This window comes from Bifidobacterium amazonense (assembly GCF_018555435.2).
GTDB classification, from domain to species: domain Bacteria; phylum Actinomycetota; class Actinomycetes; order Actinomycetales; family Bifidobacteriaceae; genus Bifidobacterium; species Bifidobacterium amazonense.
Genome location: NZ_JAFEJT020000010.1, coordinates 18,862 through 45,253, shown reverse-complemented (window position 1 = coordinate 45,253; position 26,392 = coordinate 18,862). Strand labels below are relative to the sequence as shown.

At 66.0% G+C, this 26,392-nt stretch carries 24 protein-coding genes and 2 tRNA genes; 19 read left to right on the top strand and 7 right to left on the bottom strand.

Annotated elements, in window-relative coordinates; genetic code table 11:
* Window positions 1-145: 145 nt before the first annotated feature.
* The 3 genes from JS533_RS03875 to coaD are packed head-to-tail and all read right to left on the bottom strand — an operon-like array spanning window position 146 to window position 2,322.
* Entirely contained in the window at window positions 146-760 is a 615-nt protein-coding gene (locus JS533_RS03875) for a YceD family protein (protein WP_241513207.1), read from the bottom strand.
* 3 nt (window positions 761-763) lie between these two features.
* The gene (locus tag JS533_RS13770) at window positions 764-1,792 is read right to left on the bottom strand and encodes an ATP synthase F0 subunit B (RefSeq protein WP_338024159.1); all 1,029 of its coding nucleotides are present in this window, start codon (window positions 1,790-1,792) and stop codon (window positions 764-766) included.
* A gap of 2 nt (window positions 1,793-1,794) precedes the next feature.
* Window positions 1,795-2,322 (bottom strand): pantetheine-phosphate adenylyltransferase, encoded by a 528-nt coding sequence (coaD, locus tag JS533_RS03865; RefSeq protein WP_241513206.1) that lies wholly within the window; start codon window positions 2,320-2,322, stop codon window positions 1,795-1,797.
* Window positions 2,323-2,529: 207 nt separating this feature from the next.
* On the opposite strand from coaD, the gene JS533_RS03860 reads away from it, so the two are divergent.
* Window positions 2,530-2,829: a DUF3039 domain-containing protein gene (locus tag JS533_RS03860; protein WP_420838617.1), complete on the top strand. Its 300-nt coding sequence runs from the start codon at window positions 2,530-2,532 to the stop codon at window positions 2,827-2,829.
* Between the two features lie 14 nt (window positions 2,830-2,843).
* On the opposite strand, the gene JS533_RS03855 is transcribed toward JS533_RS03860, so the two are convergent.
* On the bottom strand, window positions 2,844-4,163 hold the full coding sequence (locus JS533_RS03855) for a nicotinate phosphoribosyltransferase (protein ID WP_241513205.1): 1,320 nt from the start codon (window positions 4,161-4,163) through the stop codon (window positions 2,844-2,846).
* Window positions 4,164-4,296: 133 nt separating this feature from the next.
* On the opposite strand from JS533_RS03855, the gene JS533_RS03850 reads away from it, so the two are divergent.
* The 6 genes from JS533_RS03850 (at window position 4,297) to JS533_RS03825 (ending at window position 9,535) form a co-directional block, all read left to right on the top strand.
* A complete protein-coding gene (locus tag JS533_RS03850; protein ID WP_241513204.1) occupies window positions 4,297-4,932 on the top strand; it encodes a Pr6Pr family membrane protein in 636 nt (211 codons plus the stop codon).
* A gap of 289 nt (window positions 4,933-5,221) precedes the next feature.
* A complete protein-coding gene (gene rph / locus JS533_RS03845) occupies window positions 5,222-5,986 on the top strand; it encodes a ribonuclease PH (protein WP_241513203.1) in 765 nt (254 codons plus the stop codon).
* A 25-nt stretch (window positions 5,987-6,011) separates the two neighbouring features.
* Window positions 6,012-6,740, top strand: a complete 729-nt coding sequence (locus tag JS533_RS03840) for a non-canonical purine NTP pyrophosphatase (RefSeq protein WP_241513202.1) — start codon at window positions 6,012-6,014, stop codon at window positions 6,738-6,740.
* Between the two features lie 219 nt (window positions 6,741-6,959).
* A complete protein-coding gene (locus JS533_RS03835) occupies window positions 6,960-8,231 on the top strand; it encodes an aminoacyltransferase (protein WP_241513201.1) in 1,272 nt (423 codons plus the stop codon).
* 139 nt (window positions 8,232-8,370) lie between these two features.
* Window positions 8,371-8,451, top strand: a tRNA-Leu gene (locus JS533_RS03830).
* 82 nt (window positions 8,452-8,533) lie between these two features.
* Entirely contained in the window at window positions 8,534-9,535 is a 1,002-nt protein-coding gene (locus JS533_RS03825) for an AEC family transporter (RefSeq protein WP_241513200.1), read from the top strand.
* A gap of 78 nt (window positions 9,536-9,613) precedes the next feature.
* Here the strand turns inward: JS533_RS03825 and JS533_RS03820 are convergent.
* A tRNA-Thr gene (locus JS533_RS03820) sits at window positions 9,614-9,686 on the bottom strand.
* Window positions 9,687-10,033: 347 nt separating this feature from the next.
* Between JS533_RS03820 and pgi the strand changes: the two genes are divergently transcribed.
* The 11 genes from pgi to araA all read left to right on the top strand — a co-directional run bounded on the left by pgi (window position 10,034) and on the right by araA (window position 22,574).
* Complete coding sequence (gene pgi, locus JS533_RS03815) at window positions 10,034-11,734, top strand: glucose-6-phosphate isomerase (RefSeq protein WP_241513199.1); 1,701 nt, start codon at window positions 10,034-10,036, stop codon at window positions 11,732-11,734.
* Between the two features lie 200 nt (window positions 11,735-11,934).
* Window positions 11,935-12,837: a DUF362 domain-containing protein gene (locus JS533_RS03810; protein WP_241513198.1), complete on the top strand. Its 903-nt coding sequence runs from the start codon at window positions 11,935-11,937 to the stop codon at window positions 12,835-12,837.
* Window positions 12,838-13,000: 163 nt separating this feature from the next.
* Window positions 13,001-13,591: an ECF transporter S component gene (locus JS533_RS03805; RefSeq protein WP_241513197.1), complete on the top strand. Its 591-nt coding sequence runs from the start codon at window positions 13,001-13,003 to the stop codon at window positions 13,589-13,591.
* 74 nt (window positions 13,592-13,665) lie between these two features.
* Window positions 13,666-14,142: a DUF1893 domain-containing protein gene (locus JS533_RS03800; RefSeq protein ID WP_241513196.1), complete on the top strand. Its 477-nt coding sequence runs from the start codon at window positions 13,666-13,668 to the stop codon at window positions 14,140-14,142.
* A gap of 557 nt (window positions 14,143-14,699) precedes the next feature.
* The gene (rplS, locus tag JS533_RS03795) at window positions 14,700-15,065 is read left to right on the top strand and encodes a 50S ribosomal protein L19 (RefSeq protein WP_241513195.1); all 366 of its coding nucleotides are present in this window, start codon (window positions 14,700-14,702) and stop codon (window positions 15,063-15,065) included.
* 146 nt (window positions 15,066-15,211) lie between these two features.
* A complete protein-coding gene (gene lepB / locus JS533_RS03790) occupies window positions 15,212-15,967 on the top strand; it encodes a signal peptidase I (RefSeq protein ID WP_241513194.1) in 756 nt (251 codons plus the stop codon).
* Window positions 15,968-16,115: 148 nt separating this feature from the next.
* A complete protein-coding gene (locus JS533_RS03785) occupies window positions 16,116-16,829 on the top strand; it encodes a ribonuclease HII (RefSeq protein WP_241513193.1) in 714 nt (237 codons plus the stop codon).
* 179 nt (window positions 16,830-17,008) lie between these two features.
* Window positions 17,009-18,091, top strand: a complete 1,083-nt coding sequence (locus JS533_RS03780; RefSeq protein ID WP_420838616.1) for a LacI family DNA-binding transcriptional regulator — start codon at window positions 17,009-17,011, stop codon at window positions 18,089-18,091.
* Window positions 18,092-18,389: 298 nt separating this feature from the next.
* Window positions 18,390-20,033 carry a xylulokinase gene (locus JS533_RS03775; protein WP_241513191.1) on the top strand — a complete coding sequence of 548 codons (1,644 nt, stop codon included), beginning with the start codon at window positions 18,390-18,392 and terminating at the stop codon, window positions 20,031-20,033.
* Between the two features lie 173 nt (window positions 20,034-20,206).
* Complete coding sequence (locus tag JS533_RS03770; protein ID WP_033494540.1) at window positions 20,207-20,899, top strand: L-ribulose-5-phosphate 4-epimerase; 693 nt, start codon at window positions 20,207-20,209, stop codon at window positions 20,897-20,899.
* A 157-nt stretch (window positions 20,900-21,056) separates the two neighbouring features.
* Window positions 21,057-22,574: an L-arabinose isomerase gene (gene araA, locus JS533_RS03765; RefSeq protein ID WP_241513190.1), complete on the top strand. Its 1,518-nt coding sequence runs from the start codon at window positions 21,057-21,059 to the stop codon at window positions 22,572-22,574.
* A gap of 302 nt (window positions 22,575-22,876) precedes the next feature.
* Here araA and JS533_RS03760 read toward each other — a convergent pair whose 3' ends face one another.
* Window positions 22,877-24,538 carry an ABC-2 family transporter permease gene (locus tag JS533_RS03760; protein WP_241513189.1) on the bottom strand — a complete coding sequence of 554 codons (1,662 nt, stop codon included), beginning with the start codon at window positions 24,536-24,538 and terminating at the stop codon, window positions 22,877-22,879.
* A 4-nt stretch (window positions 24,539-24,542) separates the two neighbouring features.
* Window positions 24,543-25,220: a response regulator transcription factor gene (locus JS533_RS03755; protein ID WP_241513188.1), complete on the bottom strand. Its 678-nt coding sequence runs from the start codon at window positions 25,218-25,220 to the stop codon at window positions 24,543-24,545.
* Between the two features lie 192 nt (window positions 25,221-25,412).
* On the opposite strand from JS533_RS03755, the gene JS533_RS03750 reads away from it, so the two are divergent.
* On the top strand, window positions 25,413-26,366 hold the full coding sequence (locus tag JS533_RS03750) for a hypothetical protein (protein ID WP_241513187.1): 954 nt from the start codon (window positions 25,413-25,415) through the stop codon (window positions 26,364-26,366).
* Window positions 26,367-26,392 lie beyond the last annotated feature (26 nt).

Here is a 26,392-nt window from a genome sequence, read left to right as displayed (position 1 = left end):
GCGTTCGGTATCTTAGCGCACCGGGCGTACAAAGTCCAGTCAGGGCACTCGGTGAGTTTCCCGAGTTGTTGATGCGACGGGTATGCCTACCCCTCAGTCGGCAAAGCCGACAGCTCCCCTGACAAGGGGAGCCAAGATGGGTGGCCTATTCGCCCGACTCGAGCTTCGCCTTGAGCGCCGCCAGCGAGGCGAACCGGTCGTCGACCACGTCGTGGTGATGGTCCGGATCCTCGTTGAGGTCGGCGCCGCACTGCGGGCACAGGCCGAGGCAGTCCTCGCGGCACAGCGGCTGCAGCGGCAGCGATTCGGCGAGCGTGTCGCGGATCAGCGCCTCGAGGTCGGCGAACGCGCCGTCCGGCGTGAGCGGATACGTGTCCTCCGACTCGTCCTCGCCGGCGATGATGTCCATCTCGCCCTTGTCGTCGTCGCGTCCGCGGCCGCCGTGCCTGCCGTCGGCGCTGGCCGACTCGTACGGGAAGAACGTGGTGACGTCCACCGTCCAGTCCTTGTTGATCGGCTTGAGGCAGCGCGTGCATTCCGTGCTGATCGGCGCGCTGATGCGTGCGGTCAGGATCAGGCCGTCGACGATCGAGTCGAACGAGCCGACCACGTGCACGTCGGAGCCTTCCGGAATGCCGACGATGTTGTCGCCGATGCCGCTGGGCGCGGGGAACACGGCGTCGATGGGCTTGCTTTGGCCGGCGCGCGACGCGACCTGCGCCACGGACACGGCCCACGGGGAATATTCAGGACGGGGCATGGTTCAGCTTTCCGGATAGTCGTTGTTGTTCAGATGGGGGAGTTGTTCGCCGGCGGTGCGCTGGCGTTCATACAGTACATTAAGTCCGGCCTGCACGTCGCGGTCGAGCTTGCCGAGCTGCTGCTGGAGGCCTTCCATGACGGTGGTGCAGTACTTGTCGGCGCCTTGCGTGAGCCGGTCGGCCTTGGTCTGCGCCTGGTCGAGGATCGCGCGCGCCTTCTGGCGGGCCAGTTCGGTCACGTTTTCCTGGCCGGCGAGGAACTGCGCCTGGTCGTTCGCGTCCTTGACCATGTCGGCCGCGCGGCTCTGCGCCGAGGCGATGATCGCGTTCGCCTGCGTCTGCGCCGACTCGAGCCGGCGTTCGGCCTCGCGCATCAGCGCGGACGCGCGTTCGAGCTGCACCGGCAGCATCTTCTTCAGATCGTCCAGATGTCCGACGAACTCCTCGCGGTCCACCTTCACCACGCCGGGCGCGAAGAAGCTGGTCTTCGCCTCCTCCAGCATGGATTCCATCTGGTCGAGGATGTCGTAGACGGTGGTGAACTCGTCGCGCGGGTTCGCGCCGTCCGCGTCGCCGTCGGCCGAACCCGCGCCCGCGTTCTCGCGCAGGTCCGGCAGCGAGTCCATCAGGAACGACGGCCGGGACGCGGCGTTCGGATCGCCGGACTGTCCGGCCGGATCGTCATGTCCGTCCTGTCCGGCGCCGTTCGCGTCGGCAGATCCGTCCGCGGACTGCCCGTACGACTGCGCGATCGGCTGGTCGGCCGGCTGGTACGAGGCCGGATCGGCGTTCGGATTGATCGGCATCGGCTGGAACGGCTGGAACGGCTGCGTTTCGGACTGTCCCGCCGGCTGGTCGGTCGGTTGTGCAGCCGACTGTCCGTCGGCCGTCGCGTATCCCGCGGCGTACGCGGCGTTCGCATCAGCCGCGCCACCGTTCGACGAAACGGCATCGGCCGTCGCGTCGGACGTGCCGGCGGCGTACTGCTGTCCGGTCGCGTCCGTGCCGTCGTTCACTGCATCATCGGTCATGATCATTCCCCTCCCTCGCGCCGCGCACGTTCCTCACGACGCACGCGCTCGCGATACAGCGCGTCCGTGAGCATCGGCACCACGCAATCCGGCACCATGCCGGTCACGTCGCCGCCGTGGCGCGCCACATCCTTGACGATCGAGCTGGAAATATGCTCGAGGATCGGATCGGCCGGCAGGAATAACGTTTCGATGCCGGCGAGCTTGCGGTTGACGAGCGCCATGCCGAGCTCGGCCTCGTAATCGCCGTTCTGGCGCAGGCCCTTGACGATCACCGTCGCGCCGACGCGCTTGCAATAGTCGGTGATGAGCCCGTCGGTCGAGGCGACGGTGATGTTCGAATACCCGTCCTTGGCGATGGCGCGGCGGATCACCTCGACGCGCGTGGATTCCGGAAACATCGGCGTTTTCGCGGCGTTGACCGCCACCACCACATGCACCTCGTCGAAGAAGTGCGCGCATCGTTCGATTACGTCCAAATGCCCTGCGGTGACGGGGTCATACGATCCTGGACACACTGCGATAGTCATAAAACCATAGCGTACCCCGTCGCGGCGAGTTCGGCGCGGGTTTTGCCGACGGTTGCGGCGCCGTGTTGTGCGCCGGGCCGGTCGCGCGCCCGGTGCGCGCCCCGGCCGGATCCGTTGGCGGATGCCGGGAACGGTCCTATGATGGGGTTGATTGTTGCCCACGAGGATGGAGTATGCGATATGTCTGCTGAGACGATGACGACTGCGATGACGACCGGCGACGCACGCGATCTGGCCGATCCGGTCTCGCCCCTGTCCACGCCGGACCCGGGTACCGGCACGGCCGTGCTTGAGCGCCCGGAGACCAAGGAGCAGACGCAGCGCGACGATGGCGGCGATGCGGACCGCTACGCGCACTACGTGTCCAAGGACCGCATCGCCGAGTCGCGCATGACCGGCCGCCCGGTCGTCGCGCTGTGCGGCAAGGTGTGGGTGCCCAAGCACGACCCGTCCAAGTACCCCGTCTGCCCCGACTGCAAGCGCATCTACGAAGAGATGATGAAGTAGGGCGAGTCCCCTCGTCAGAGGACCGTGGTCTCCGTCGGAATCACCGGCTCGCCCTTCATCAGGGACTGCGCGGTGATCGGCAGTTCGGCGAGCGCCTTCGCACGGTACTCGTGCGCGGCCGTGATCGCGTCGTGGCCCTGCCACTTGGCATCGATCTCGCCGTGGTCGACGAAGTCGACGAGCAGGTTCTTCCATCCGTCTGCCGGCCGGTACGCGGCGAGCGCGTCCTCCGATCCGGAGACCACATGCTCGCAGTCGGCGAGATTGTACTCGTACGAACGGTAGGCGAGCTTGCGGCCGGGCACGGTCGCCTTGTTCTTCGACTTCTTGGCGACCGGCTGCATCACGCCGTCCGCGTTCTCGCGTTCGGTGAGCTTGTACACCATCGCGCAGGTGGGCGCGCCCGAGCCGGTCACGAGCATCGTGCCCACGCCGTACGAGTCGACGGGCGCTGTCTGCAGCGCGGCGAGCGCGTATTCGTCGAGGTCGTTGGTGACGGTGATGGTCGTGTTGGTCGCGCCCAGCGCGTCGAGCTGGTTGCGTACGCGCTGCGCGAGCGAGGCGAGGTCGCCCGAGTCGATGCGCACGCCGCCGAGTTCGGGTCCTGCCACCTCCACGGCGGTTTTCACGGCTTCCTCGATGTTGTACGTGTCGACGAGCAGCGTCGTGTTGCGGCCGAGCGCGTTGATCTGCGACCGGAATGCGTCGCGTTCGGAGTCGTGCACGAGCGTGAAGCAGTGCGCGGCGGTGCCGATGGCCTTGAGGCCGTACATCTGCGCGGCGAGCAGGTTGGCGGTGCCCTTGAATCCGCCCACGACGGCGGCTCGCGCGGCGGCGACCGCGGCCCATTCGTTGGTGCGGCGCCCGCCCATGTCCATGCACGGGCGGTCCTTGGCGGCGCTCACCATGCGGCTGGCGGCGGATGCGACGGCCGAATCGTAGTTGAGGATCGACAGGATCAGCGTCTCGAGCAGCGTGCACTCGCCGAACGTGCCTTCGACCTGCAGGATCGGCGAGTTCGGGAAGAACATCTCGCCCTCCCGGTAGCCCTTGATCGACCCGGAGAAGCGGAAGTTCTCGAGCCACGTGATCGTTTCGGGGCTCACCACCTTGCGGTCGGACAGGAATTTCAGGTCCTCGTCGTCCAGCCGGAAGCGTTCGAGCGCGTCGAGGATGCGACCGGTGCCGGCCACCACGCCGTAGCGGCGGCCTTCGGGCAGATGCCTGGTGAACACCTCGAACACGCATTTGCGGTTCGCGGTGCCGTCGCGCAGCGCCGCATCGAGCATCGTGTATTCGTACATGTCGGTCATCAGGGCCGGTGAATAGTCCATGGAATCTCCCTCGTTTCGGATGCTCCCAGCCTACTCGCTGCAGAGGCCCTCCCTCAACCGTCGGCAACGGTCCGCCGGCAACGAACTGTCCTGTGTCCTGCCAAGCGAACCCCTTGCGCGTAGACTTGGCGGCATGAGATTCTTCGCGGGTCTGTGGCGGCTGGCGATCGCCGCGCTGTGCTTCGTCGGCACCTATGAGGCGTGGCAGCGCCCGGTGCTGTGGGTGTACTTCACGTTCCAGACCGGGGCCGTGCTCGACTTCGTGATGCTCTGGGCCGGCGCGGCCACGATTCTCAAGGGCATTCAGCCGCCGGCATGGCTCAAGGGCGTGGTGACCCTGTATGCGGTGGTCACCGCGGCGGTCGCGTTCCTGCTCATGCCGCCGGACGACCCGAACTACGTGCCGCAAGTGCTTGGCATCATGACCAACACGATGCTGCACCGCATCGCGCCGATCATGGCCGTGGTCGATTTTCTCCTGTTCGATCCGCATCGGCGCTTCCAATGGCATTACATGTTCAGCTGGCTGATCTACGTGCCCGTCTGGTTCGCGTTCGTGATGGGCCGCGCATGGCTCGCCCCGACGCTGCTCGGTTCGGGACCCGCAGCCGGCGGCAACCCGTACCCGTACACGTTCATCGATCCCAAGACGCTCGGTTGGCAGCAGTTCGGCATCAACTGCCTCGAACTACTCGGCGCGTTCTTCGCCGTCTCGCTCATCCTCTTCGTCATCGACCGCATCGAGCCCGCCAAGCCGCTGCTCGGCTGAACGGGCCGGCTTGACGGGCCGGTGCCAGCTCCCGTCCGTCGTCCATCCGCGGGAACTTCGCAAAGTTCGCGCGATCTCGACGGGTGCGCGCACATTGCGAAGAAACAGGGGTCCAAAACTTCGCAAAGTTCGCGCGATCTCGACGGCCGTGCGAACTTTGCGAAGTTTCGGACGCCGATATCCTCGCAAAGTTCGCGCACGCATCGGGATCACGCGAACTTTGTGAAGTATGGTGCCCGTCCGTCCGTCCGGCGGGCTTGCTTCGGCGGTTGGTGCTAGGTTGGGCCTCATGGCTCAGATCAAGGATTTGCTTGGAAACGATACCGTGCTGCGCGGCGACGGACGCGCGGTCGACCAGCTGCGCCCGGTGCGCATCACCCGCCACTTCACCGACGTGCCGGAAGGCTCGGTGCTCATCGAATGCGGCAACACGCGCGTGATGTGCACCGCCACGTTCACGCCCGGCGTGCCGCGCTGGCGCAAGGATTCCGGACTCGGCTGGGTGACGGCCGAATACTCGATGCTGCCGCGCGCGACGGCCGAACGCACCGACCGCGAGTCCGTCAAGGGCAAGATCGGCGGACGCACGCACGAGATCAGCCGACTGATCGGCCGCTGCCTGCGCGGCGTCGTCGACATGAAGGCGCTCGGCGAGAACATGGTGCAGATCGACTGCGACGTGCTGCAAGCCGACGGCGGCACGCGCACCGCGTCGATCACCGGCGCGTACGTGGCGCTCGTCGACGCGATGCGCTGGGCCGAGAAGAACAAGCACATCAGGTCCGCCGACCGCGTGCTCAAGGACGTGGTGTCGGCCGTCTCCGTCGGCATCATCGACGGCACGCCGATGCTCGACCTGCCGTACCCGGAGGACAGCCGCGCGATGACCGACATGAACGTTGCGATGACCGGTTCCGGCACGTTCATCGAGATCCAGGGCACCGCCGAACACCGCCCGTTCAACCGCGCGGAACTCAACACGCTGCTCGACCTGGCCGAAAAGGGCAACCGCGAACTGCAGGCCGCCCAGCAGGCCGCGCTCGCGCAGGACTGACGCATCGGATCGGAGGGAACACGCAGTGAAACTCATCGTCGCCACGCACAACGAAGGCAAGCTCGTCGAAATCCGCCGCATCCTCGAGGCCGGACTCGGCGCGGACGCGGAGCGCATCGACCTCGTCTCCGCCGGCAGCCTCAACCTGCCCGACCCGGTCGAAACCGGCGTCACGTTCCAGGAGAACGCGCTGCTCAAGGCGCGCGACGTGGCCGAACGCACCGGCTGCCCGGCCATCGCCGACGACTCCGGTCTCATCGTCGACGTGATGGGCAACGCGCCCGGCATCCTCTCGGCCCGCTGGGCCGGACGCCACGGCGACGACGCGGCCAACAACGCGCTGCTGCTCGCCCAGATCGCCGACATCCCCGACGACAAGCGCGCCGCGCGCTTCCGCTGCGCCGCCGCGCTCGTCGTGCCGCAGGTCGACGCGCTGCCGGACGAGATCCCGGTCGTCGTCGCGTCCGATTCGCCGCAGACGCAGACCGAACTCGAGCACCGCTATCCGATCGCCGAACAGATCGTCGAAATCGGCGACATGACCGGCCGTATCATCCGCGAACCGCGCGGCGAGCACGGCTTCGGCTACGATCCGCTGTTCGAACCCGACGACCAGCCGGCCCGCGCGGCGACGGACGGCATGAACGGCAAGCTCACCAGCGCCGAACTCGACCCGGCCGAAAAGAACGCGATCTCGCACCGCGGCAAGGCCCTGCGCGCGCTCGTGCCCGCCGTCGAACGGCTGCTGCGATAGCCGCGAGCCGGCCCGACCGGTGAGAGAACCGGCGCGAACCGGTATGAACCGGTACGAACCGGTGTGAAAAGGATGTGCGCTCGGGCGAAGACCCGGGCGCACGTGGAACGCCGGTGCTAATATCGGCTGAGCAATCCGCATGGCCCCGGCGATGGGCCGGCGACAATCGGCCGTGCGGGACATCGAGTCAGACTTCGAGTCAAAGGACGGTTCCCACCAGTGCGCTCGTTCACTCTCGCCACGCTCACCCCGGATGAATGCGACGCCTTCTCCGCGTCGCATCCGCAGGGCAACTTCCAGCAGACCTCGGCCATGGGCCGCCTGCGCGCCGGCCAAGGCGTCGACGTCGAATACCTCGCCGTCAAGGAGCATGGCGAGACGATCGCGGCCATGCTGTTCGAAACGCACCGGTCGCGACTGTCCACGTTCGCGACCATCCACGACGGTCCGCTGTGCGACTATCACGACCGTGAACTGGTCTCGTTCCTCGTCGAACAGCTCAAACGGCACGCCAAGGCCAAGGGAGCGGCCCAGCTCGAGATCACGCCCGAACTGCCGTACCGTCTGCGCGACTCGTTCGGCGGCGAACTGCCGGCCGATCAGGGCGGCGCGCCCGACGACGAAACGGTCGATGCGCTCAAGGCGGCGGGCTTCGAGCACTCCGGCTTCACCGTCGGATACACGGCCGTGCCGCGCTGGCGCTACGTCAAGGACCTTGCCGGGTTCAAGGACGAGAAGGCGCTGCTCGACTCCTACGCCAAGAACACGCGCCGCAACGTGAAGATCGCCCGCAACAGCGCGGTGCATGTGGAGAAGCTGCGCCGCGACCAGCTGGACGTGTTCCACCGCATCTGCGAGCTGAGCTGCGAGAAGCAGGGCTTCGAAAACCGCCCGCTCTCATACTTCGAGGCCATCTTCGACGCGTTCGGCGACAAGGCCGAATTCCTCGTCGCCTCGATCGACATGGACGAGTACCTCGCCTCGTGGGAACGCAAGCGCGACGGCTTCCTCAAGGACATCGACAAGCTCGAACGCTCGCTGGAGACCACCAAGTATCCGGACACGGTGAACAAGAAGATCGCCACCGCGCGCTCCACGTACGAGGCGTCGCTCAAGCGCATCGAGAAGGCGCACGAATACATCGAACAGGATGGCTCGCGCGTGCCGGTCGCGGCTGGACTGTTCGTCTGGCATGCGCGCGAATGCGTGTACCTGTTCTCCGGCAGCGACGAGAAGTACGCGAAGTTCTACGCGCCCACCGCGATCCAGCATCATGTGATGATGCAGTGTCTCGAACGCGGCGTGGGCCGGTACAACTTCTACGGCATCGACGGCGTGTTCGACGACCCGGACGATCCGGGCCGCGGCGTGCTCGAATTCAAGCAGGGCTTCGAGGGCTACGTCGAGGAGATGCCGGGCGAGTTCAACCTGCCGGTCATGCCGGTGCGGTACGCGGTCAAGCAGTTCGCGCACAGGCTGCTGCGGCGGTAACGCGACGACGGGGGAGCGTCACGGCCCGGGTCGAAGCAGCGGGCGGGCGTGCAGCCAGGCGTGCGTCTCGGAGTACAGCCAGGCGTACAGTCAGGCGTGCGGCGCGTAAGGCAGGGCTTATGCTAGATTGGCGACTTGCGCGCGCGTGGCGGAATTGGTAGACGCGCAGGATTTAGGTTCCTGTGTCTTGTACGTGTGGGTTCGAGTCCCATCGCGCGCACTTCCCCGACTTTTCCGCGTGACGTGGCGTCCGCCGCACCCCGCCCGGGCCGGGTCGAGTACGGGAGAGGAAACACGCAGCCATGTCCGCCATGCTCAAGCCCATCGCGTTCCTGCTCATCATCTTCGCCGCGTATTTGGTCAAGCGCGCCGGACTGTTCCGCCCGCGCGACTATCGCGTCATGCAGGTCGTCGTGTTCGACTTCACGCTGCCCGCGTCGATCATCGTCTCGTTCGCCACGAATCCGCACCATCCGAACATGCTGCTCATCTCCGGATTCGCGTTCCTGTGCGCGCTGCTGCCGCTGCCGCTCACGTTTCTCGCCTCGCGGCGCAAACCGGCCGCCGACCGTGCGTTCCTGATGCTCAACGCGTCCGGCTTCAACGTCGGCAATTTCTGCTTCCCGGTGCTGCAGGCGTTCATGGGCCCCTCCGCGCTGGTGACGGCCTCCATGTTCGACATCGGCAATTCGGTCATGGTCACGGCCGGCACGAACGTGATGACCACGTCGATGCTGCACATCGACATGGATAAGCCGATCACCGAACAGCACGCCGGCAACGCGCCGACCCTGCCGTACACGCGGCCGAAGGACCGGGACGCGCGCCGGCTCGCCCGCCGCGCGAAGCTGCGCAAGATCGCGAAGGGCTTCCTCACATCGGTGCCGTTCGACATCTACATGCTCATGCTCGTCGTCATGTTCTGCCGCATCCCGATCCCCGCGTTCATCCCCACGCTGCTCGAGCCGGTGGCGAACGCGAACTCGTTCTGTTCGGTGTTCATGGTGGGCATGCTCATGGATCTGCCGCAGACCGGCAAGGACGTGCGTGACGTGCTGCGCGTGCTCGCGTGGCGACTGCCGCTGGGGATTGCGTTCTCGGCGCTCGCCTGGTTCGTGCTGCCGTTCGACGCGGGCGTGCGCAAGGCCGTGGTGATGCTTACGCTCGCGCCGACCGCCGTGTTCTCGACGCTGTTCACCGACCGTGTGCTCGGCAATGCGAAGCTCGCCGGGTTCACGCTCGCCGCGTCCGCGATCGTCGCGATTCTGCTGATGACCGGCGTGCAGTTCCTGCTGCCCTCCTGACCTGACTGCCGGGCCACGTTCGGCGGGATATGCCGGAATATGCAAAAACCCCGGTCGTTGGACCGGGGTTGTGGAGGGAGCCACTTGACAGAATCGAACTGTCGACCTGCTCATTACGAGTGAGCCGCTCTACCGACTGAGCTAAAGTGGCTTGTTACCCGGATCGCATTCGCTTTCCGCGCACAAGACTGAAAGCATACAGCATGGTTTTGATTTCGCCAAATCGCGTGTCGATCGGTGTGTCGCGCTGTGTGTCGCGTGCGGCATGATGTCGTTGTACCGGTTGGCGCGTATGGCAGGGTGCGCTGCGATGGAATACTGTACTGCGATCGTTTGCTTTGCGTTCACGGTTACGTTGTCGAATCGTTGTTTTGTGTGATCATGTCTGCTTTTGTGAGTATCTTGTGAGGTGAAGTAACCGGAGTGGCATTCGGCCGTCGTCAGGTTGGCCGGAGCGCCGCGCCGCTTCGCTAAGTGATGATGAAAGGACCAATACCTATGGCCATCAATCCTCCTATCGACGCCACGAAGACCCCGGCGTGGGTCGCGCTGCAGAAGCACTACGACGAGCTGCAGGCCGAGGGCATCAGCCTCAAGAAGTGGTTCGCCGAGGACCCCGACCGCGTCAAGGAACTCAGCTTCGACGCCGGTGATCTGCACTTCGATCTGTCCAAGAACCTGATCACCCCGGAGACCCTGCGCCTGTTCACCTTCCTCGCCGACGAGGTCAAGCTGGGCGACCGCATCAAGGCCATGTACTCCGGCGTCCACATCAACAACACCGAGGATCGCGCCGTGCTGCACACCGCGCTGCGCCGCCCGGTCGAGGACGAGGGCAAGTACATCGTCGACGGCCAGGACACCGTCAAGGACGTGCGTGAGGTGCTTGACCGCATCTACAAGTTCGCCGACGAAGTGCGTTCCGGCAAGTGGACCGGCATCACCGGCCGCAAGATCGAGACCGTCGTCAACATCGGCATCGGCGGCTCCGACCTGGGCCCCGTCATGGCGTACGAGGCGCTCAAGCCGTACGCGGACGCCGGCATCTCCGCCCGCTACATCTCCAACATCGACCCGAACGACCTGGCCGAGAAGACCAAGGGCCTCGATCCGGAGACCACGCTGTTCATCATCGTCTCCAAGACCTTCACCACGCTGGAGACCCTCACCAACGCCCGTGAGGCCCGCACCTGGCTGCTCGAGGAGCTCACCGCCAACGGCGCCATCGCCGACGGCGACGAGGCCCAGAAGGCCGAAGCCATCAAGAAGCACTTCGTGGCCGTCTCCACCAACCTGGAGAAGGTCGCCGAGTTCGGCATCGATCCGAACAACGCGTTCGGCTTCTGGAACTGGGTCGGCGGCCGCTACTCCGTCGATTCCGCCGTCGGCACCTCCCTCGCCGTGGTCTTCGGCCCGGCCCGCTTCGAGGAGTTCCTGCACGGCTTCCACGAGATCGACGAGTACTTCGCCAACACCCCGTTCGAGAAGAACGTCGTCGTGCTGCTCGGCATGCTTAACGTCTGGTACCGCAACTTCTTCAAGGCCGCCTCGCACGCCGTGCTGCCGTACGACCAGTACCTGCACCGCTTCCCGGCGTACCTGCAGCAGCTGACCATGGAGTCCAACGGCAAGTCCGTGCGTTGGGACGGCACCCCGGTCACCACCGAGACCGGCGAGATCTTCTGGGGCGAGCCGGGCACCAACGGCCAGCACGCCTTCTACCAGCTGATTCACCAGGGCACCCAGCTCATCCCGGCCGACTTCATCGCGTTCGTCAACACCCCGAACCCGACCAAGGACGGCGACCAGGACGTGCACGAGCTGTTCCTCGGCAACTACCTCGCGCAGACCAAGGCCCTCGCGTTCGGCAAGACCGCCGACGAGGTCCGTGCCGAAGGCACCCCGGAGGAGATCGTCCCGGCCCGCGTGTTCACCGGCAACCGCCCGACCACCTCGATCTTCGGCGTGGCCCTGACCCCGTTCTCGCTCGGCGAGCTCATCGCCCTGTACGAGCACATCACCTTCGTCGAGGGCACCGTGTGGGGCCTCGACTCCTACGATCAGTGGGGCGTCGAGCTCGGCAAGCAGCTCGCCAAGCAGATCACCCCGGCGATTTCCAAGGACGACGAGGCGCTCGCCCAGCAGGATGCGTCCACCCAGGCGCTCATCCAGTTCTACCGCGCCAACCGCGAGTTCTGATTCCGTCCTGATTCCGTCGCGTAACGGGATCTGAGCGAATGAAACGGCCTTCCGCTTCGGCGGAGGGCCGTTTTGTCGTATCGCCGCCGTGCGCCGCCGGTCATCCCCTGCCGATGATTCCCCGGAATCCTTGCTCCGCACGTGTAACGCGGGCTGAGTATGGTGGACCATGGGAGCAACCAATGAAGCAAGGAGGCAGCATGGTAACGACCTACCAGACCGATTATCCGATGGCGGCCAAGGTCTACTTCACACGAGACATCAGCCCCGCCGGACTCATGCGCGTCTACAAGGCGCTCGGCGCCCGGCCGCAGGGCAAGGTGGCGGTCAAGCTCAGCTCCGGCGAAGGCGGCAACAGCCACTACCTGCAGCCGTCGCTCATCGCCGACCTCGTGCACGAACTCGACGGCACGATCGTCGAGTGCAACACCGCGTACCCCGGCACGCGCAACACGAGCGAACATCACTGGCAGACGATCCGCGAGCACGGCTTCACCGACATCGCGCCGTGCGACATCCAGGATGAGGAGGGCGAGATCACCATCCCCGTCGCCGGCGGCAGGCGCATCACCGGCGACATCGTCGGCTCGCATTTCCCAAACTACGACTATTACGCGGTCCTCTCGCATTTCAAGGGCCATGCGATGGGCGGCTTCGGCGGAGCGCTCAAGAACATCTCGATCGGCATGGCGTCCTCGAACGGCAAGCGCCGGCTGCATTCGGGCGGCGACAAGATCCTCAACAACCCGTTCAGCGGCGACCAGGACGCGTTCCTCGAGGCGATGGCCGAGGCCGCAACCGCCGTGTTCGACGCGCTCAAGGGCAACATGCTGTTCATCAACGTGATGAACAACCTGTCCGTCGACTGCGACTGCGACGGCAACGCATCCGCGCCGTGTATGCACGACATCGGCGTGTTCGGCTCGCTTGACCCGGTGGCCGTCGACCAGGCGTGCGTCGACCGCATCTACACGGCCGACGAGGACAATGCCGCGATGGTCGAACGCATCGAATCGCGCCACGGCATCCACACCATCGAACACGCCGTCGAAATGGACCTCGGCAGCCGCGAATACCAGCTCGTCGATCTGGACCAGCGCTGAACCGGACCGAGCCAGGTGCCGGGCCGGATCGTGACGCGTTGCCGGTGGAACGTGTTCGCCGCGAGAACGGCTGCGGGAATCAGGCGGCCGCGCCCGCCGCATCGTGTCCGTCAACGTCACGGAAGCCATAGACAGAAGCCATAAGAAGCAAGGAGAACATGTCATGCAATCAACCCAAACCACGTCCGACCGTACGTTCACGGCCGCCCTGCCGTCCGTGAGGTTCCAGACCGCCGCCGCGATCATCGCGGTCGTGGCCGCGGTCGCGTTGCCGCAGGTGTTCCACGTCGCCGGTGCGGCGCTCGGCCTCGGCACGATGATCGGCCAGACCCTGCTGCCGATGCACCTGCCCGTCCTGCTCGTCGGCCTGCTGGCCGGACCGTTCGCCGGGCTCGCGACCGGCGCGCTCGCCCCGATCGTGAGCTTCCTGCTCACCGGCATGCCGATGGCCCCGATGGTGCCGTTCATGGTGATCGAGCTCGTCACGTACGGCCTGCTCGCCGGTCTCCTGCGCGGCGTGCGGCTGCCGGCCGCCGTGCCGTCGCCGATCGCGTGGCTGGTGAGGCTGCTCGGCGCGCAGGTCGCGGGCCGTATCGTCGATGCGCTGGCGATCGCCGTGGCCGTGTCGCTGCTCGGCAATACGACGATGACCGTCGCGTCCGTCGCGGCCGCCGTCGTGACCGGCCTGCCGGGACTCGTGCTGCAGTGGGTGCTGGTGCCCGTGGTCATGACCGCGGTGGACCGCCGCAAGTAGGCGGTCGCAGGCGGCGTTGCCGGGTTGCGTTGGCCCCTCCATCCGGAGGGGCCTTGTCATGGGAGAGAAACTGTATGACCGATGATGTGACGACGAAGCACGCCGATCCCGATGATCTTGCGCGTGCGAAGGCCGTGCTGCTGGGCGACGACGAGTTGGGCTGCGCGGCCTGCCGTACCGATGATGCGACCGGGCGGACGCTGACCTTGACCGGCACGGGTCGCGGCGTGCGTCCGCTGCTGCAATGGCTGGCCGCCGGGCAGTGTCTCGACGGATTCTCGGCCGCCGACCGGGTTGTCGGCAAAGGTGCGGCGCTGCTGTATGCGAAGCTCGGCGTTGCGGCCGTCTACGCGCAGACCATGAGCGAGGCCGGTCTTGCGACGCTACGTGCGAACGGCATCGCGGCGGGCTATGGCACGCTGGTGCCGATGATTCTCAACCGCGCGGGCGACGGCATGTGCCCGATCGAGCGGTCCGTGGCCGCCATCGACAGCCCGGCCGCCGCCGAACCCGCCATCCGCGCCGCCGTGGCCGAGCTCATGCGTCGGTAGCTCATACAACTCGCCAAGGGCCAACGTTGAAGGGTCGGTTTGCGTTGGTTTGTGGTGAGTGGGGTGGTTCGGCTCGCCGGAAGTCAACGCTGAGGAGTGGATTGGCGTTGGTTTGTGGTGAGTGGGTGGTTCGGCTCGCCGGGAGCTAACGCGGGGAGGTTGGTTTGCGTTGGTTTGTGGTGAGTGGGGTGGCTTGGCTCGCCGGGAGCCAACGACAGAAGGCGGATCGGCGTTGGCTTGTGTCGAGTAGGGGATCCGGGGAGGCGTGCCACTGGCCGGACGGACTGTCCGGGCAGGAGCATAGACTTGTCGATTGCTGTGTCGAGAGGCGGGCCGCCGCATAAGCCGGTCTCTCCAAGGGTCCAGCCGGACGGCGTGCGCGAGATGCGGACGCCTGACTTCCGGCGGATTGACAGGCATCCCGAGGGCAAACCCGAGGGAGAACGACATTGGTCGCCGATCGCGGGCGGGCGAATACGCAACAGCGTTCGCAACCGCGCAACACGCGAGGGCGTACCCTGACTGTGGCTGATATGCGGCAGCGACTAAGGAATATCATGGCTAACGCTATTGACGCTTTTGACGCCAAGCACCTCAAGCCGGCCGAGGAGATCCCGGCCTTCCGTCCCGGCGACACCGTCGACGTGAACGTGAAGATCAAGGAAGGCAACAACTCCCGTATCCAGACGTTCACCGGCGTGGTGATCGCCCGTCACGGTGCCGGCCTGCACGAGACCTTCGTCGTCCGCAAGATCAGCTTCGGCACGGGTGTCGAGCGCCGCTTCCCGGTGCACTCCCCGTCCATCGACTCCATCAAGCTGGTCCGTCGCGGCCGCGTGCGTCGCGCCAAGCTGTACTACCTGCGCTCCCTGCGCGGCAAGGCCGCTCGCATCGTCGAGCGTCGCGACAACTCCGCCAAGTGAGTTTCGCCTAGCGCGTGAACGAACAGCCCGGACCGTCTGGTTCCGGGCTGTTCGCGTATTCGTCCGGCGGGAGATCCGCAAGAGTCCCGCAAGAGTCCCGTAAGATGGAATGCCGAACGCGGCGCGGAATGGACAAGGAGTTGCACATGCAGTCGAACGACGAGGACCGGCATACGCTGATGGTGTCCGACCACGGGGTGAACCCGGAACCGCTGCCGTCGCGTGCGGCGTTCGATACGGCCGCCCGTCCGGCGGGTCACGCGGCCTCCGACGGGACGGAGACGTCCGGTTGGCGCGATTTCCTGATCTGGTGCGGCGTGCCGGTGCTCATCGTGCTGCTCGTACGCATCCTGCTCATCGGCTGCTACGTGATCCCGTCCGGCTCCATGATGAACACCATCGAACCCGGTGACAAGGTCGTCACCAGCAAGCTCACTCCACGCGTCTTCGATCTGCGGCGCGGCGACGTCGTCGTGTTCAAGGATCCGGCCAACTGGCTGTCGGCCGAACACAGCGGCAACCTCGGCGGCGACTATCTGATCAAACGGCTCATCGGCCTGCCTGGCGACGTGGTCGAATGCGAGGGTGCGGGTCAGCCGGTCAAGGTCAACGGGGTCGCCGTCGACGAAAGCTCCTACCTGCGCCCCGGCGTCGAGCCGAGCGCGTTCCCGTTCCGCGTCGAGGTCACCGCCGGCCACGTCTTCGTGCTCGGCGACAACCGCGCGAATTCCGCCGACTCCCGCTACCATCAGGATGACGGCGACCACGGGCTCGTTCCGGTGAACGACGTGGTCGGCGTCGCTATCGCGCGATACTGGCCGATCGACCGCATCGGCACGTTCGCCGATCATCACGACGTGTTCGCCGACGTGCCGGACGGCAGTGAATCGCAGCAGTCGTAACGGCCGGGGTCCGCACGACGATACAGAACGATCGACAAGTCCGGTCCGGTCGACGGCCGCGATCCGTACCGCGGCAGTGATTCGCGCGATGGTTGCGGGCCGTGGACAGTCACATTCCGCCGGATATGACGATGACGAAAGGAAGACCATGTCGATTCAGGAAGTGCCGACGCTGCGGCTGGAACGTGAACTTGCAGACGGGGGAGCGGAACTGATCGTCGGGTTCGACGAGGTCGGCCGCGGCTCGCTCGCCGGACCGGTGATGGTCGGCGCGGCCATGATCCGCGCGTGCGACCTGCCGTCGCTCGCCGTGCCCGACGGCGTGGCCGACTCGAAGATGCTCACCGAACGCCGCCGCGAGGCGATCGTCGACGAACTCAAGTCATGGTGCGCGGCCTGGGCCGTCGGGTCGGCCAGCAACGCGGAAATCGACGAATGGGGCATCTCCCACGCGCTCGGCGTCGCGGCGTTGCGCGCGCTCGCCGAAGCGGAACGCAGGCTGGGACTCGACGGAACCGATGCCGATCGGACCGATGCCGCCGTGCGCGTCGCCGGCATCCTCGACGGGCCGAACGACTACATCACCAAAACGCTCGACACGTTCGACGCGCCCGACGTGCCTGCGCCCGCGCGCATCACCACGCTGGTCAAGGCCGACCGGCACTGCGCGACGGTCGCCACGGCGGCCGTGATCGCCAAGGTCACGCGAGACCGGCTTATGGTCGAGCTCGCGCACGCCCACCCCGAATGGGCCCCGTACGAGTGGGAGCACAACAAGGGCTACGGTTCGGCCGCGCATCGCGCCGCCATCGCCGAGCTCGGGCCGACGCCCCTGCACCGCGTCAGCTGGAAGCTCACCTGACCACCTGAGCGGCGGCGCGCGTGTCACCTATCGCTGATTTCCGTGATTTTCGGCGATTGTGAGCGTTCTCACCGTGTTGCGCCCGCGGACGCGGTAAGCTCGAAACCACCGATGCCGAGGCAGACATGCGGGGAGGTTTACGTATGGCAGGCAAGCGCGGGGCGGGCAAGCGCCCGTCGATGTTCGAAGTGGCCAAACTGGCGGGGGTCAGCCACCAGACCGTATCCAGGGTCATCAACAATTCCCCCGACGTCTCGGACGCGACCAGGGCCAAGGTGCAGGCCGCGATCAAGCAGCTCGACTATCATCCCAGCAACTCGGCCCGTGCGCTCGCCTCGCGCCGTTCGCGCACGATCGGCCTGATCGCAGGCGGCCTGCGTTTCTTCGGACCGATCTCGGCGATCACGTCGATCGAGACGCTCGCCCGCCAGCACGGCCTGTTCATGTCGGTGATGATGGTGCACGAGGCGCTGTGCACGCAGTCCGAATTCGAGGACCTGTGCGGCACGTTCAGCGAGCAGAACGTCGATGCGTTCATCTTCCTGACCCCCACCGACGCGATGTTCGAGGCGGCCTGCCGCACGCAGATCAGCCAGCCGCGCGTGTTCGTCACGTCCACGCACGGCGCGCTGAGCGTGAGCGAGGGGCTGCGGCTGATCCGTTCGCGCGACCACGGCAAGGTGTCGATGGTCGGCGTCGACCAGTGGGGCGCGATGGAGGACGTCGTGCGTCTGCTCGGCGAGTACGGGCACCGTCGTGCGCTGTATTTCGCCGGACCGTCCGAATGGCGCGACGCGACGACGCGACTGGATGCGTGGGTCAAGCTGTCGCGTGAGCGCTCGATCAGTTCGGTCACGGTCCGTTGCGACACGTGGGATTCGTCCGAGGCGTACGGTCGGATGAACCATCTGCTCGATTCGATCGGACGGTCCGGCGGCGTGCTGCCGACGGTCGTCGTCGCCGCGAACGACGCGATGGCGGTCGGCGTGGCGCGCGCCCTGCACGAGCACGGCGTGCGCATTCCGCAGGACGTGAGCCTCGTCGGCTTCGACGACATGCCCGCGATGGACAACATGTATCCGCCGCTGACCACGGTGCGGCCCGATTTCGAACAGCTCGGCCGCGTGGCGATGCGCGAGGCGCTGCGATTGCTGGGGGAGGGCGAGGGCGTCTCCCTGCCCGCCTCAGCGCATGGCGTGGGACTGATCCCGGCGGCGGTGATCGACCGCGCGTCTCTGGCTCCGGCCGCGCCGCGTCGCTGACCGGGCGGCCCAGCCGGCTGATCTGGCCGGCTGGGCCGGCTGTCTGGCATCGGGAAACGATTGTCGTCGGCAATCAGATGTCTCGGCGATCGGCTGTTTCGCTGACGGTGCGCATCGTGCACGTCGCGGGAAAACGGCCATATGCCGCGTTTATGGCCGGCTATCAACACAAGACACGGCGGGGTTGTGCTCATCCGCCCACCTCGCTACAATGAAACCGTTGATGTGAGCGCTAACAGTTCTCCGATGGAGTGGATGCGGCGCTTGGGAGCTTAGGTAACGACAAGGAGTTCGCACTATGGCAGCAACCGTGAGCGACACCGAACAGATCGCCGGCATCGCCGAAAAGATCCGCGCCGGCAAGACCTCGCTCGGCATCGAATTCGGATCCACCCGCATCAAGGCCGTGCTGATCGACGACACGTATGCCACCATCGCCTCCGGCGATTACAGCTGGGCCAGCCACCTCGAGGACGGCCTGTGGAGCTACTCGGTCGACGAGATCTGGAAGGGCCTGCAGTCCGCCTACGCCGCCATGGCCAACGACGTGCACACCGCCTACGGCGAAAAGCTCACCAAGATCGGCCACATCGGCTTCTCCGCCATGATGCACGGCTACCTCGCCTTCGACAAGGACGGCGAACTGCTCGTGCCGTTCCGCACCTGGCAGAACACCAACACGCACGAGGCCCACGAGAAGCTCTCCGAGCTGTTCCAGTACAACATCCCCGAGCGTTGGTCCATCGCGCACCTCTACCAGTGCGTGCTCAACAAGGAGGAGCACGTCTCCAAGGTCGCCTACTTCACCACGCTGGCCGGCTACGTGCACTGGAAGCTCACCGGCGAGAAGGTGCTCGGCATCGGCGACGCCTCCGGCATGTTCCCGATCGACCCGACCACCCACACCTACGAACAGGCGTTCATCGAGAAGTTCGACGCGCTGCCCGAAGTCGCCGCCCAGCCGTGGAAGCTCGAGAACCTGCTGCCGACCCCGCTCGTCGCCGGCACCCCGGCCGGCACGCTCACCGAGGCGGGCGCGCTGCTGCTCGACCCGACCGGCACCCTCAAGCCCGGCATCACGCTCGCCCCGCCGGAAGGCGACGCGGGCACCGGCATGGTCGCCACCAACTCCGTGCGCGTGCGCACCGGCAACGTCTCCGCCGGCACCTCCATCTTCGCGATGGTCGTCCTCGAGCACAAGCTCAAGGCCCTGCATCCGGAAGTCGACCTCGTCACCACCCCGGCCGGCGACCTCGCGGGCATGAGCCACGCCAACAACTTCACCTCCGACCTCAACGCGTGGGTCGGCCTGTTCGGCCAGTTCGCGGCCGCGATCGGCCAGCCGGTCGACGCCGGCACGCTGTACGGCACGCTGTTCCGCACCGCCATCTCCGACGACGCGGACGCCGACTGCGGCGGCCTGATCAACTATCCGTTCCGCTCCGGCGAATTCCTCGCCGGCCTCGAGGAGGGCCGCCCGCTCTTCGTGCGCAACCCCGAAGCCCACATGAGCCTCGCGAACTTCATGCGCGCCCAGCTGTTCAGCGCGTTCAGCCCGGTCAAGATCGGCATGGACGTGATGACCAAGGACGAGCACGTCGAAATCGACTCGCTCGTCGGCCACGGCGGCATCTTCACCACCCCGAAGGTCGCGCAGAAGATCCTCGCCGCCGCGTTCGACACCCCGATCAAGGTCATGACCACCGCCGCCGAGGGCGGCGCCTGGGGCATGGCCGTGCTCGCCGACTACCTGTGGAACACCAACGAGGACCACACCAACCTCGCCGACTACCTCGACGGCCGCGTGTTCAAGGACGCGCAGTCCACCACCGAGACGCCGGATCCGAACGACGTGGCCGGCTTCGAGCGTTTCTTCGAGCGCTTCGGCAAGGGCCTGCCCATCGAGAAGGCCGCCATCGCCGCGGTTCCGCTGGAAGGCTGAACCGCTGAGCCGTTAAGCAAACAGCCCAGTGGGCTGTTTGTAGGCTCAGCCGAGCGGCGACAGCCGCGAGGTAGCAACAAGTCTCGCCGCAGGCGAGTCCGTAATTGCAAAAAAACGTAACAGTACAGCGCAAAACAAACAACCGTCAACAAGCAATACCGAAAGGAACAATCATGGCAACTCTCGCCGATTACGGTCCGGAAGTCCGCGCCGAAGTCAAGCAGGTGCGCGAAGTCGTCGCCACCCTGCACGAGCAGCTCATCAAGTGGAACCTCGTCGTGTGGACCGCCGGCAACGTCTCCCAGCGTCTGCACACCGCCGACCTCATGGTCATCAAGCCGTCCGGCGTGCGCTACGAGTACCTGACTCCGGGCTCCATGGTCGTGTGCGACCTCGACGGCAACGTCGTCGACGGCACCGAGGCCCCTTCCTCCGACACCGCGTCCCACGCGTACATCTACCGTCACATGCCGAACGTGTACGGCGTCGTGCACACGCACTCCACCTACGCGACCGCGTGGGCGGCCACCGGCCAGAACATCCCGTGCGGCCTGACCATGATGGGCGACGAGTTCGGCGGCCCGGTGCCGGTCGGCCCGTTCCGTCTCATCGGCTCCGAGGCCATCGGCGAGGGTGTCGTCGAGACGCTCAAGAAGTACCCGAAGTCCCCGGCCGTGCTCATGCAGAACCACGGTCCGTTCACCATCGGCAAGGACGCGGAGGCCGCCGTCAAGGCCGCCGCCATGACCGAGGAGGTCGCGCACACCATGTGGGCCGCCAAGCAGCTCGGCGACATCATCGAGATCCCGCAGGCCGACATCGATAAGCTGAACGACCGCTACCAGAACGTCTACGGCCAGCACTGATTTGGCGGAGTGTCCGCTGCGTTGCGGAAGGCTCGAAGTACCTTCGTACGTCTTCGCCTTCCGCGCCTTGCGGACACACGCGCCAAATCACCGCTGACTGCGTCAGCACTGAGATAACAACAAACTGTTCCACAACGAAGTAACAAAGGAGCCAATCATGGCAATGGAAAACCCCTTTGAGGGCAAGGAAATCTGGTTCGGCGTCGGCTCGCAGGACCTGTACGGCGAGGAAGCCCTTCGTCAGGTCGCCGCGCACTCCGCGGAAATGGTCGACTACCTGAACAAGACCGGCAAGATCCCGGCCAAGATCGTCCTCAAGCCGACCCTGAAGTCCTCCGACGGCGTCAAGCAGTTCATGGTCGAGGCCTCCGCCAACCCGAACGTCATCGGCGTCATCGCCTGGTGCCACACCTTCTCCCCGGCCAAGATGTGGATCCGCGGCCTCGAAGTGCTCACCAAGCCGCTGCTGCAGCTGGCCACCCAGCACCACAAGGAGATCCCGTGGGAGACCATCGACATGGACTTCATGAACCTGAACCAGGCCGCCCACGGCGACCGTGAGTTCGGTTACATCGTCTCCCGCCTCGGCATCCCGCGCAAGATCGTCGTCGGCCACTACACCGATCCGGAAGTCGCCGAGAAGGTCGGCACCTGGGCCCGCGCCTGCGCCGGCTGGGACGCCTCCAACAACATGAAGGTCATGCGCTGGGGCGACAACATGCGCAACGTCGCCGTCACCGAAGGCGACAAGACCGAAGCCGAGCGCGTGTTCGGCGCCTCCATCAACACCTGGGCCGTCAACGAGCTCGTCGCCGCGTACGACGCCGTCAAGGACGACCAGGTCAAGGAGATCATCGAGGACTACAAGGCCAAGTACGACGTCGATCCGGCCCTGCTGGACGCCAAGTACGACTCCCTGTTCATCGCCGCCAAGGAAGAGGCCGCGATGGTCAACATGATGCGCGCCAACGGCTGCACCGCCGGCGTTGACAACTTCGAGGACCTCGGCGCCCTCCCGCAGCTGCCGGGCGTCGGCCCGCAGCGCTTCCCGTCCGAGTACGGCTGGGGCTTCTCCGCCGAAGGCGACTGGAAGACCGCCGTCCTCGTGCGCATCGGCGCCGTGATGGGCTACGGCCTCGACGGCGGCGCCTCCCTGATGGAGGACTACTCCTACAACTTCACCGAGGGCGACGAGCTCGACATGGGCTCCCACATGCTCGAGGTCTCCCCGGCCATCGGCACCATCGCCAAGCCGAAGCTGGAGATCCACCCGCTCGGCATCGGCGGCAAGGCCGACCCGGTGCGCCTGGTCTTCTCCGGCGCCCCGAAGAAGGACGCGGTCGTGGTCTCCATGGCCGACGAGCGCGAGCGCTTCCGTCTGCTCATGGACGTCGTCGACGTCGTCGAGCCGCAGGGTTCCCTCAAGGAGCTGCCGTGCGCCCGCGCCGTCTGGAAGCCGCAGCCGGACCTCAAGACCGCCGTCCAGTGCTGGATCACCGCCGGTGGCTCGCACCACACCTGCATGACCACCTCCGTCGGCCGTGAGGCTTGGGAGGACTTCGCCCGCATCGCCGGCGTGGAGCTCGCCGTCATCGACAAGGACACCACCGCCCGCCAGTTCGAGAAGGAACTGCAGCTGTCCGAGATGTACCACCGTCTCAACAACCAGCACTGATCGCGATTCCCTGATCGCTGATCGGTAGCCGATCACAAGGCCGTCCGGCACCATGCCGGGCGGCCTTATTTGCGTCATCTGCAGGTAATTTGATCCGTATCCCCCTTCGCTGAGGGCTGCAGTGGCTTCGCTGAGTCCGCATCTTGCAGTTCTAGGTCATCAGCCCGAGTATCACGCGTTTGCGGAAATCCAAAAACGGCGGAATTCCAATGATCGGATCATCACGCAAACCTCGGATACCCAGCGTGACGACCTAGAACTGCAAGATACGGTTCACAACAGGCCGTTGTCAGGCAATCCGGTTAGACCAGCGGCAGCCTGAGCAGGATGGTCCATGTCCCGTCGTCGTGTTCGGCGGTGAATTCGCCGCCGAATGATGCCGCCATCCGTCGGCATCGGGCGAGTCCCGTGCCGCCGGACAGATCGCCATCGTCTGCGTCCGTTGCGCTTGCTGTACCGGTTGCGGTTGCCGCGCCGGTCACGGCCGAACCGCCGGCCGCACCGTTCCGCCCGCGCACGCCGTTGGACGCCGACAGCGTGGCCAATCCGGGCGCGAGCGCGACCGCGATGCAGTAGCCGGCAGCCGGATCGGCGTATTTCATCATGTTGCCGACGACCTCGCGCAGGATGTCGAACAACGCGGCCTTGCGTCCCGCGGCGCAGAAGCAGCGCCGTTCCCCGGTGACGATGATCGAGCCGTCCAGCCTGTTGGCGTGCAGCCGTGCATCGTATTCCTCTGCGATTGTGTGCAGCTCATCCGAAGTGATCACGGTGAGTTGCCGCTGCGACTGATCGCATCGGCGGACCGTGTCGCGAATATCGTCGGAAGTGATGGGATTCCCAAGACATTCGGGACCGTCAACGCCGCTGGGATCGTTGCGATCCTCCGAATCGTCGGGATGCTCGGGATAGTCGAAATCGTGAATGCCGGCGCGATCGACGCGATCGACGATTCCGGTCGGGCTTGGTCGGACCTGCTCCCGACCGTCGCTTCGGTCCAGTCCTGCGATCAGCATGCGCACCTTGCGCAGTGAGTCCTGCGCGGTCCGCTCGATCAACGTGATCGTCGCCTCGCGATCGTCGACGTTGCCGTCGGCGTTCGCGTCGATGTGGTTCGTGCCGGTGCGTACGTTGCCGTCGATATCGTCACGATCGTCGTCACGACTGCCGGGGCCGTCAGCATTTCTGGGATTACCGCGACTGCCGAAATCGCCGACATCGGCTTCGTCGCCGACGACCGCGTCCGGATGCAGCTGACGCGTAAGCAGCAGGATCGTGGTCAGGTCGTTGGCGACCGAATGATGCAACTGTGTGGCGAGCTGCTGGTCGGCGATGCGATGCAGTAGTTCGGCGCGCTCCTGATCCTCGATCTCCTGCCGTTCCCTCCAGCCCATCATCGACCCGAGCCATAGCGAGACCATCGACAACGCGGCGGTCGCGCAGACGATTACGAACACCGACGAATCCCACGGATACAGCCACATGCGCGACGTTGCCGCGATCTGGGCCGCAACCACCGCCAGCAACGCCATGCCGATGCCCAGATACGCCATGATCGTCACGGCCATCAGCAGACAGAACAGCAGCGAAAACGGCGTCGTCTCCGGTGTGATGCAACGCGCCGCCCACAGGGCGACGACCGCCCACCCGCCGACGCGCGGTAGCAAGGCCATCAGCAGACAGCCGACGATCGCCAGCAGCGCGAACAACACAGCAGTGTCACCCACATCACCGACGCCGATCAGATACGTGGTCTCGATCACCGCGGGAATCGACGCGCATGCCAGCAGCACGCGGGTGCGCCAATCCCACAGCAGACGTTTGCTGATGCTTCTGCGGAAGCGTCCCCTGATGGCCGACACTCCCGAAATGGGGACGGCGATGTGCCGGCGGTTTCTCCTGCCAGTGCGCTTGCCGGCATCTCTGACGTTCGTGGTGTTCGTGGCGTTCGTGGTGTTCCTCATCGCGTCACATCCTTAGAAACCGGCGGCACAGGGCGACGGCCTCGTCGCGGTCGCGCGCATGCAGCTTCTCCCGCACGCGCGCGACCTGCGAGAAGATCGTGCCCTTCGATACGCCGAGTTCGGTGGCGATCTCGTCGGTCGACCGGCCGTCCGCGTATCGTCGCATGATCGCGGCCTGCTGCGAGGACAGTGCGAACGATCGCTCCGGTTGGGTTGACGATGCGGGATCGGATGGTTGACTTGTGGAAAGCGCGCGAATGGCGGCGGCGATGGACGAGACATCGTCCTTGCTGATCACGTCGGCCGCACCGGCCGCGACCGCGGCATCACGGTAGACGTCCGGATCGTAGGCGGTCACGCCGATCATCGGTAGCGTCGGCGCCCACTTGCGCACCTCACGGCACACGTCGATGCCGGTCATGTCCGCAAGCGCCATGTCGACCAGCAGCACGTTCGGCCGGTCCTGCGCACGAATGCAACGCTGGATCGTGGCCGTACCCAGCTGTGCGGTCCACATCACCGTGCATCCGCTGCGGGCCAGCAACGACGACAACGCCATCAATGCCATGCGATCGTTGTCCACGATCGCGACCGACACCGGCCGAGACTGCGCATACTGCTCCATGCCGTCCAGTCTAGGCTTGTGCGACACGCGGCCGGCACCCCATGTCATGCGCCGCATGTCGTGCACTGTCGCGCGACAATGGGGGAGTCGTACCGTGGAATCATCGACGGGGCCGGCCGCGACGGCAGATGACCGGAAGGCCAGCAGGTTGGCAGTTTGGCAGGCCGGCAGGCCGGCTCCGGACGACGGTTCGGAAGCGGCGGGCGGCGGGTCCGCGGCACCGGGCGCACGGAAGACAAGGAGGTCGCCATGAACCCCACGATCAAGCATGATCCGCGCGGAGGCGGATCGGATGCGTCGCCCGGCGCGATGCCGGACGTGACTTTGGGCGCGACGCCGCAGTCGGCGGAGCATACGGCGTCCGGTCACCCGATCGTGTCAGATCGTCCGGTCACGGACCGAAGGCCGATCGCCAGCCGCCGACCGATGTGGTGGTGGCTGCTCGCCGCGTTTCTGGCGCTCGCGGTGATCGTCACCGGCGCGTTCGTCTGGCAGCGCGCCACGCGCATGAGCGCGCAGAGGATCTACGACGAGCTCGTCTCGCTTGATCAGCGCGTCACCGTGGACCAGCTGGTCGGGCAGGGGTATGTGTACGGCGGCCGCGCCGAATACGGGGAGTACGGGCGTATCGTCCTCGACGACGAGTTCCCGCGGTATGTGACGGCGGACCCGGCGCGCATCGACCGGTTCATGGACGACGTGCGTGCAGGTCGCGAGTCCGTGCTCAGACTGGTCGTCCGTGGCGTCGGTCCTTCACGCGCGGTCGGCGATTCGGCTGGTGATGCGAACGGCGGCACGGCCGGGTCCGGGGATACGGTCGGTTACGGGGATGCGGGAGCATCCGGGGACGCGGCCGAGTCAGGCGGTGCGGCCATATCCGGGAATGTGGCCGAGGCAGGCGTGTCGGTGCGCATACTGTGGTTCGATCCGAACGTTTCCGCCGACTGGGCGGAGAAGGACGATCCCCGTCAGCCGGCCGTTATCCATCACGACGGCAAGGGGCAGATCCGCGAATGGTGGTGGCGCGACGGCGAGATCGTCACGTCCGACAAGCGCTTCTCGCGCGGCATCCAGCGCGACGATTCGTCCGGATCCCGCAGTTACGTGCTCAAGCATCAGCCTGCGATCCCGGCCGACCCGGACTCGACCGACACCGTCATCACGCCATACGACGAGAACCTCTACCAGCTCGGCGGCGACTGACCCGCGTGGCTGCCCCGCGTGGCGGT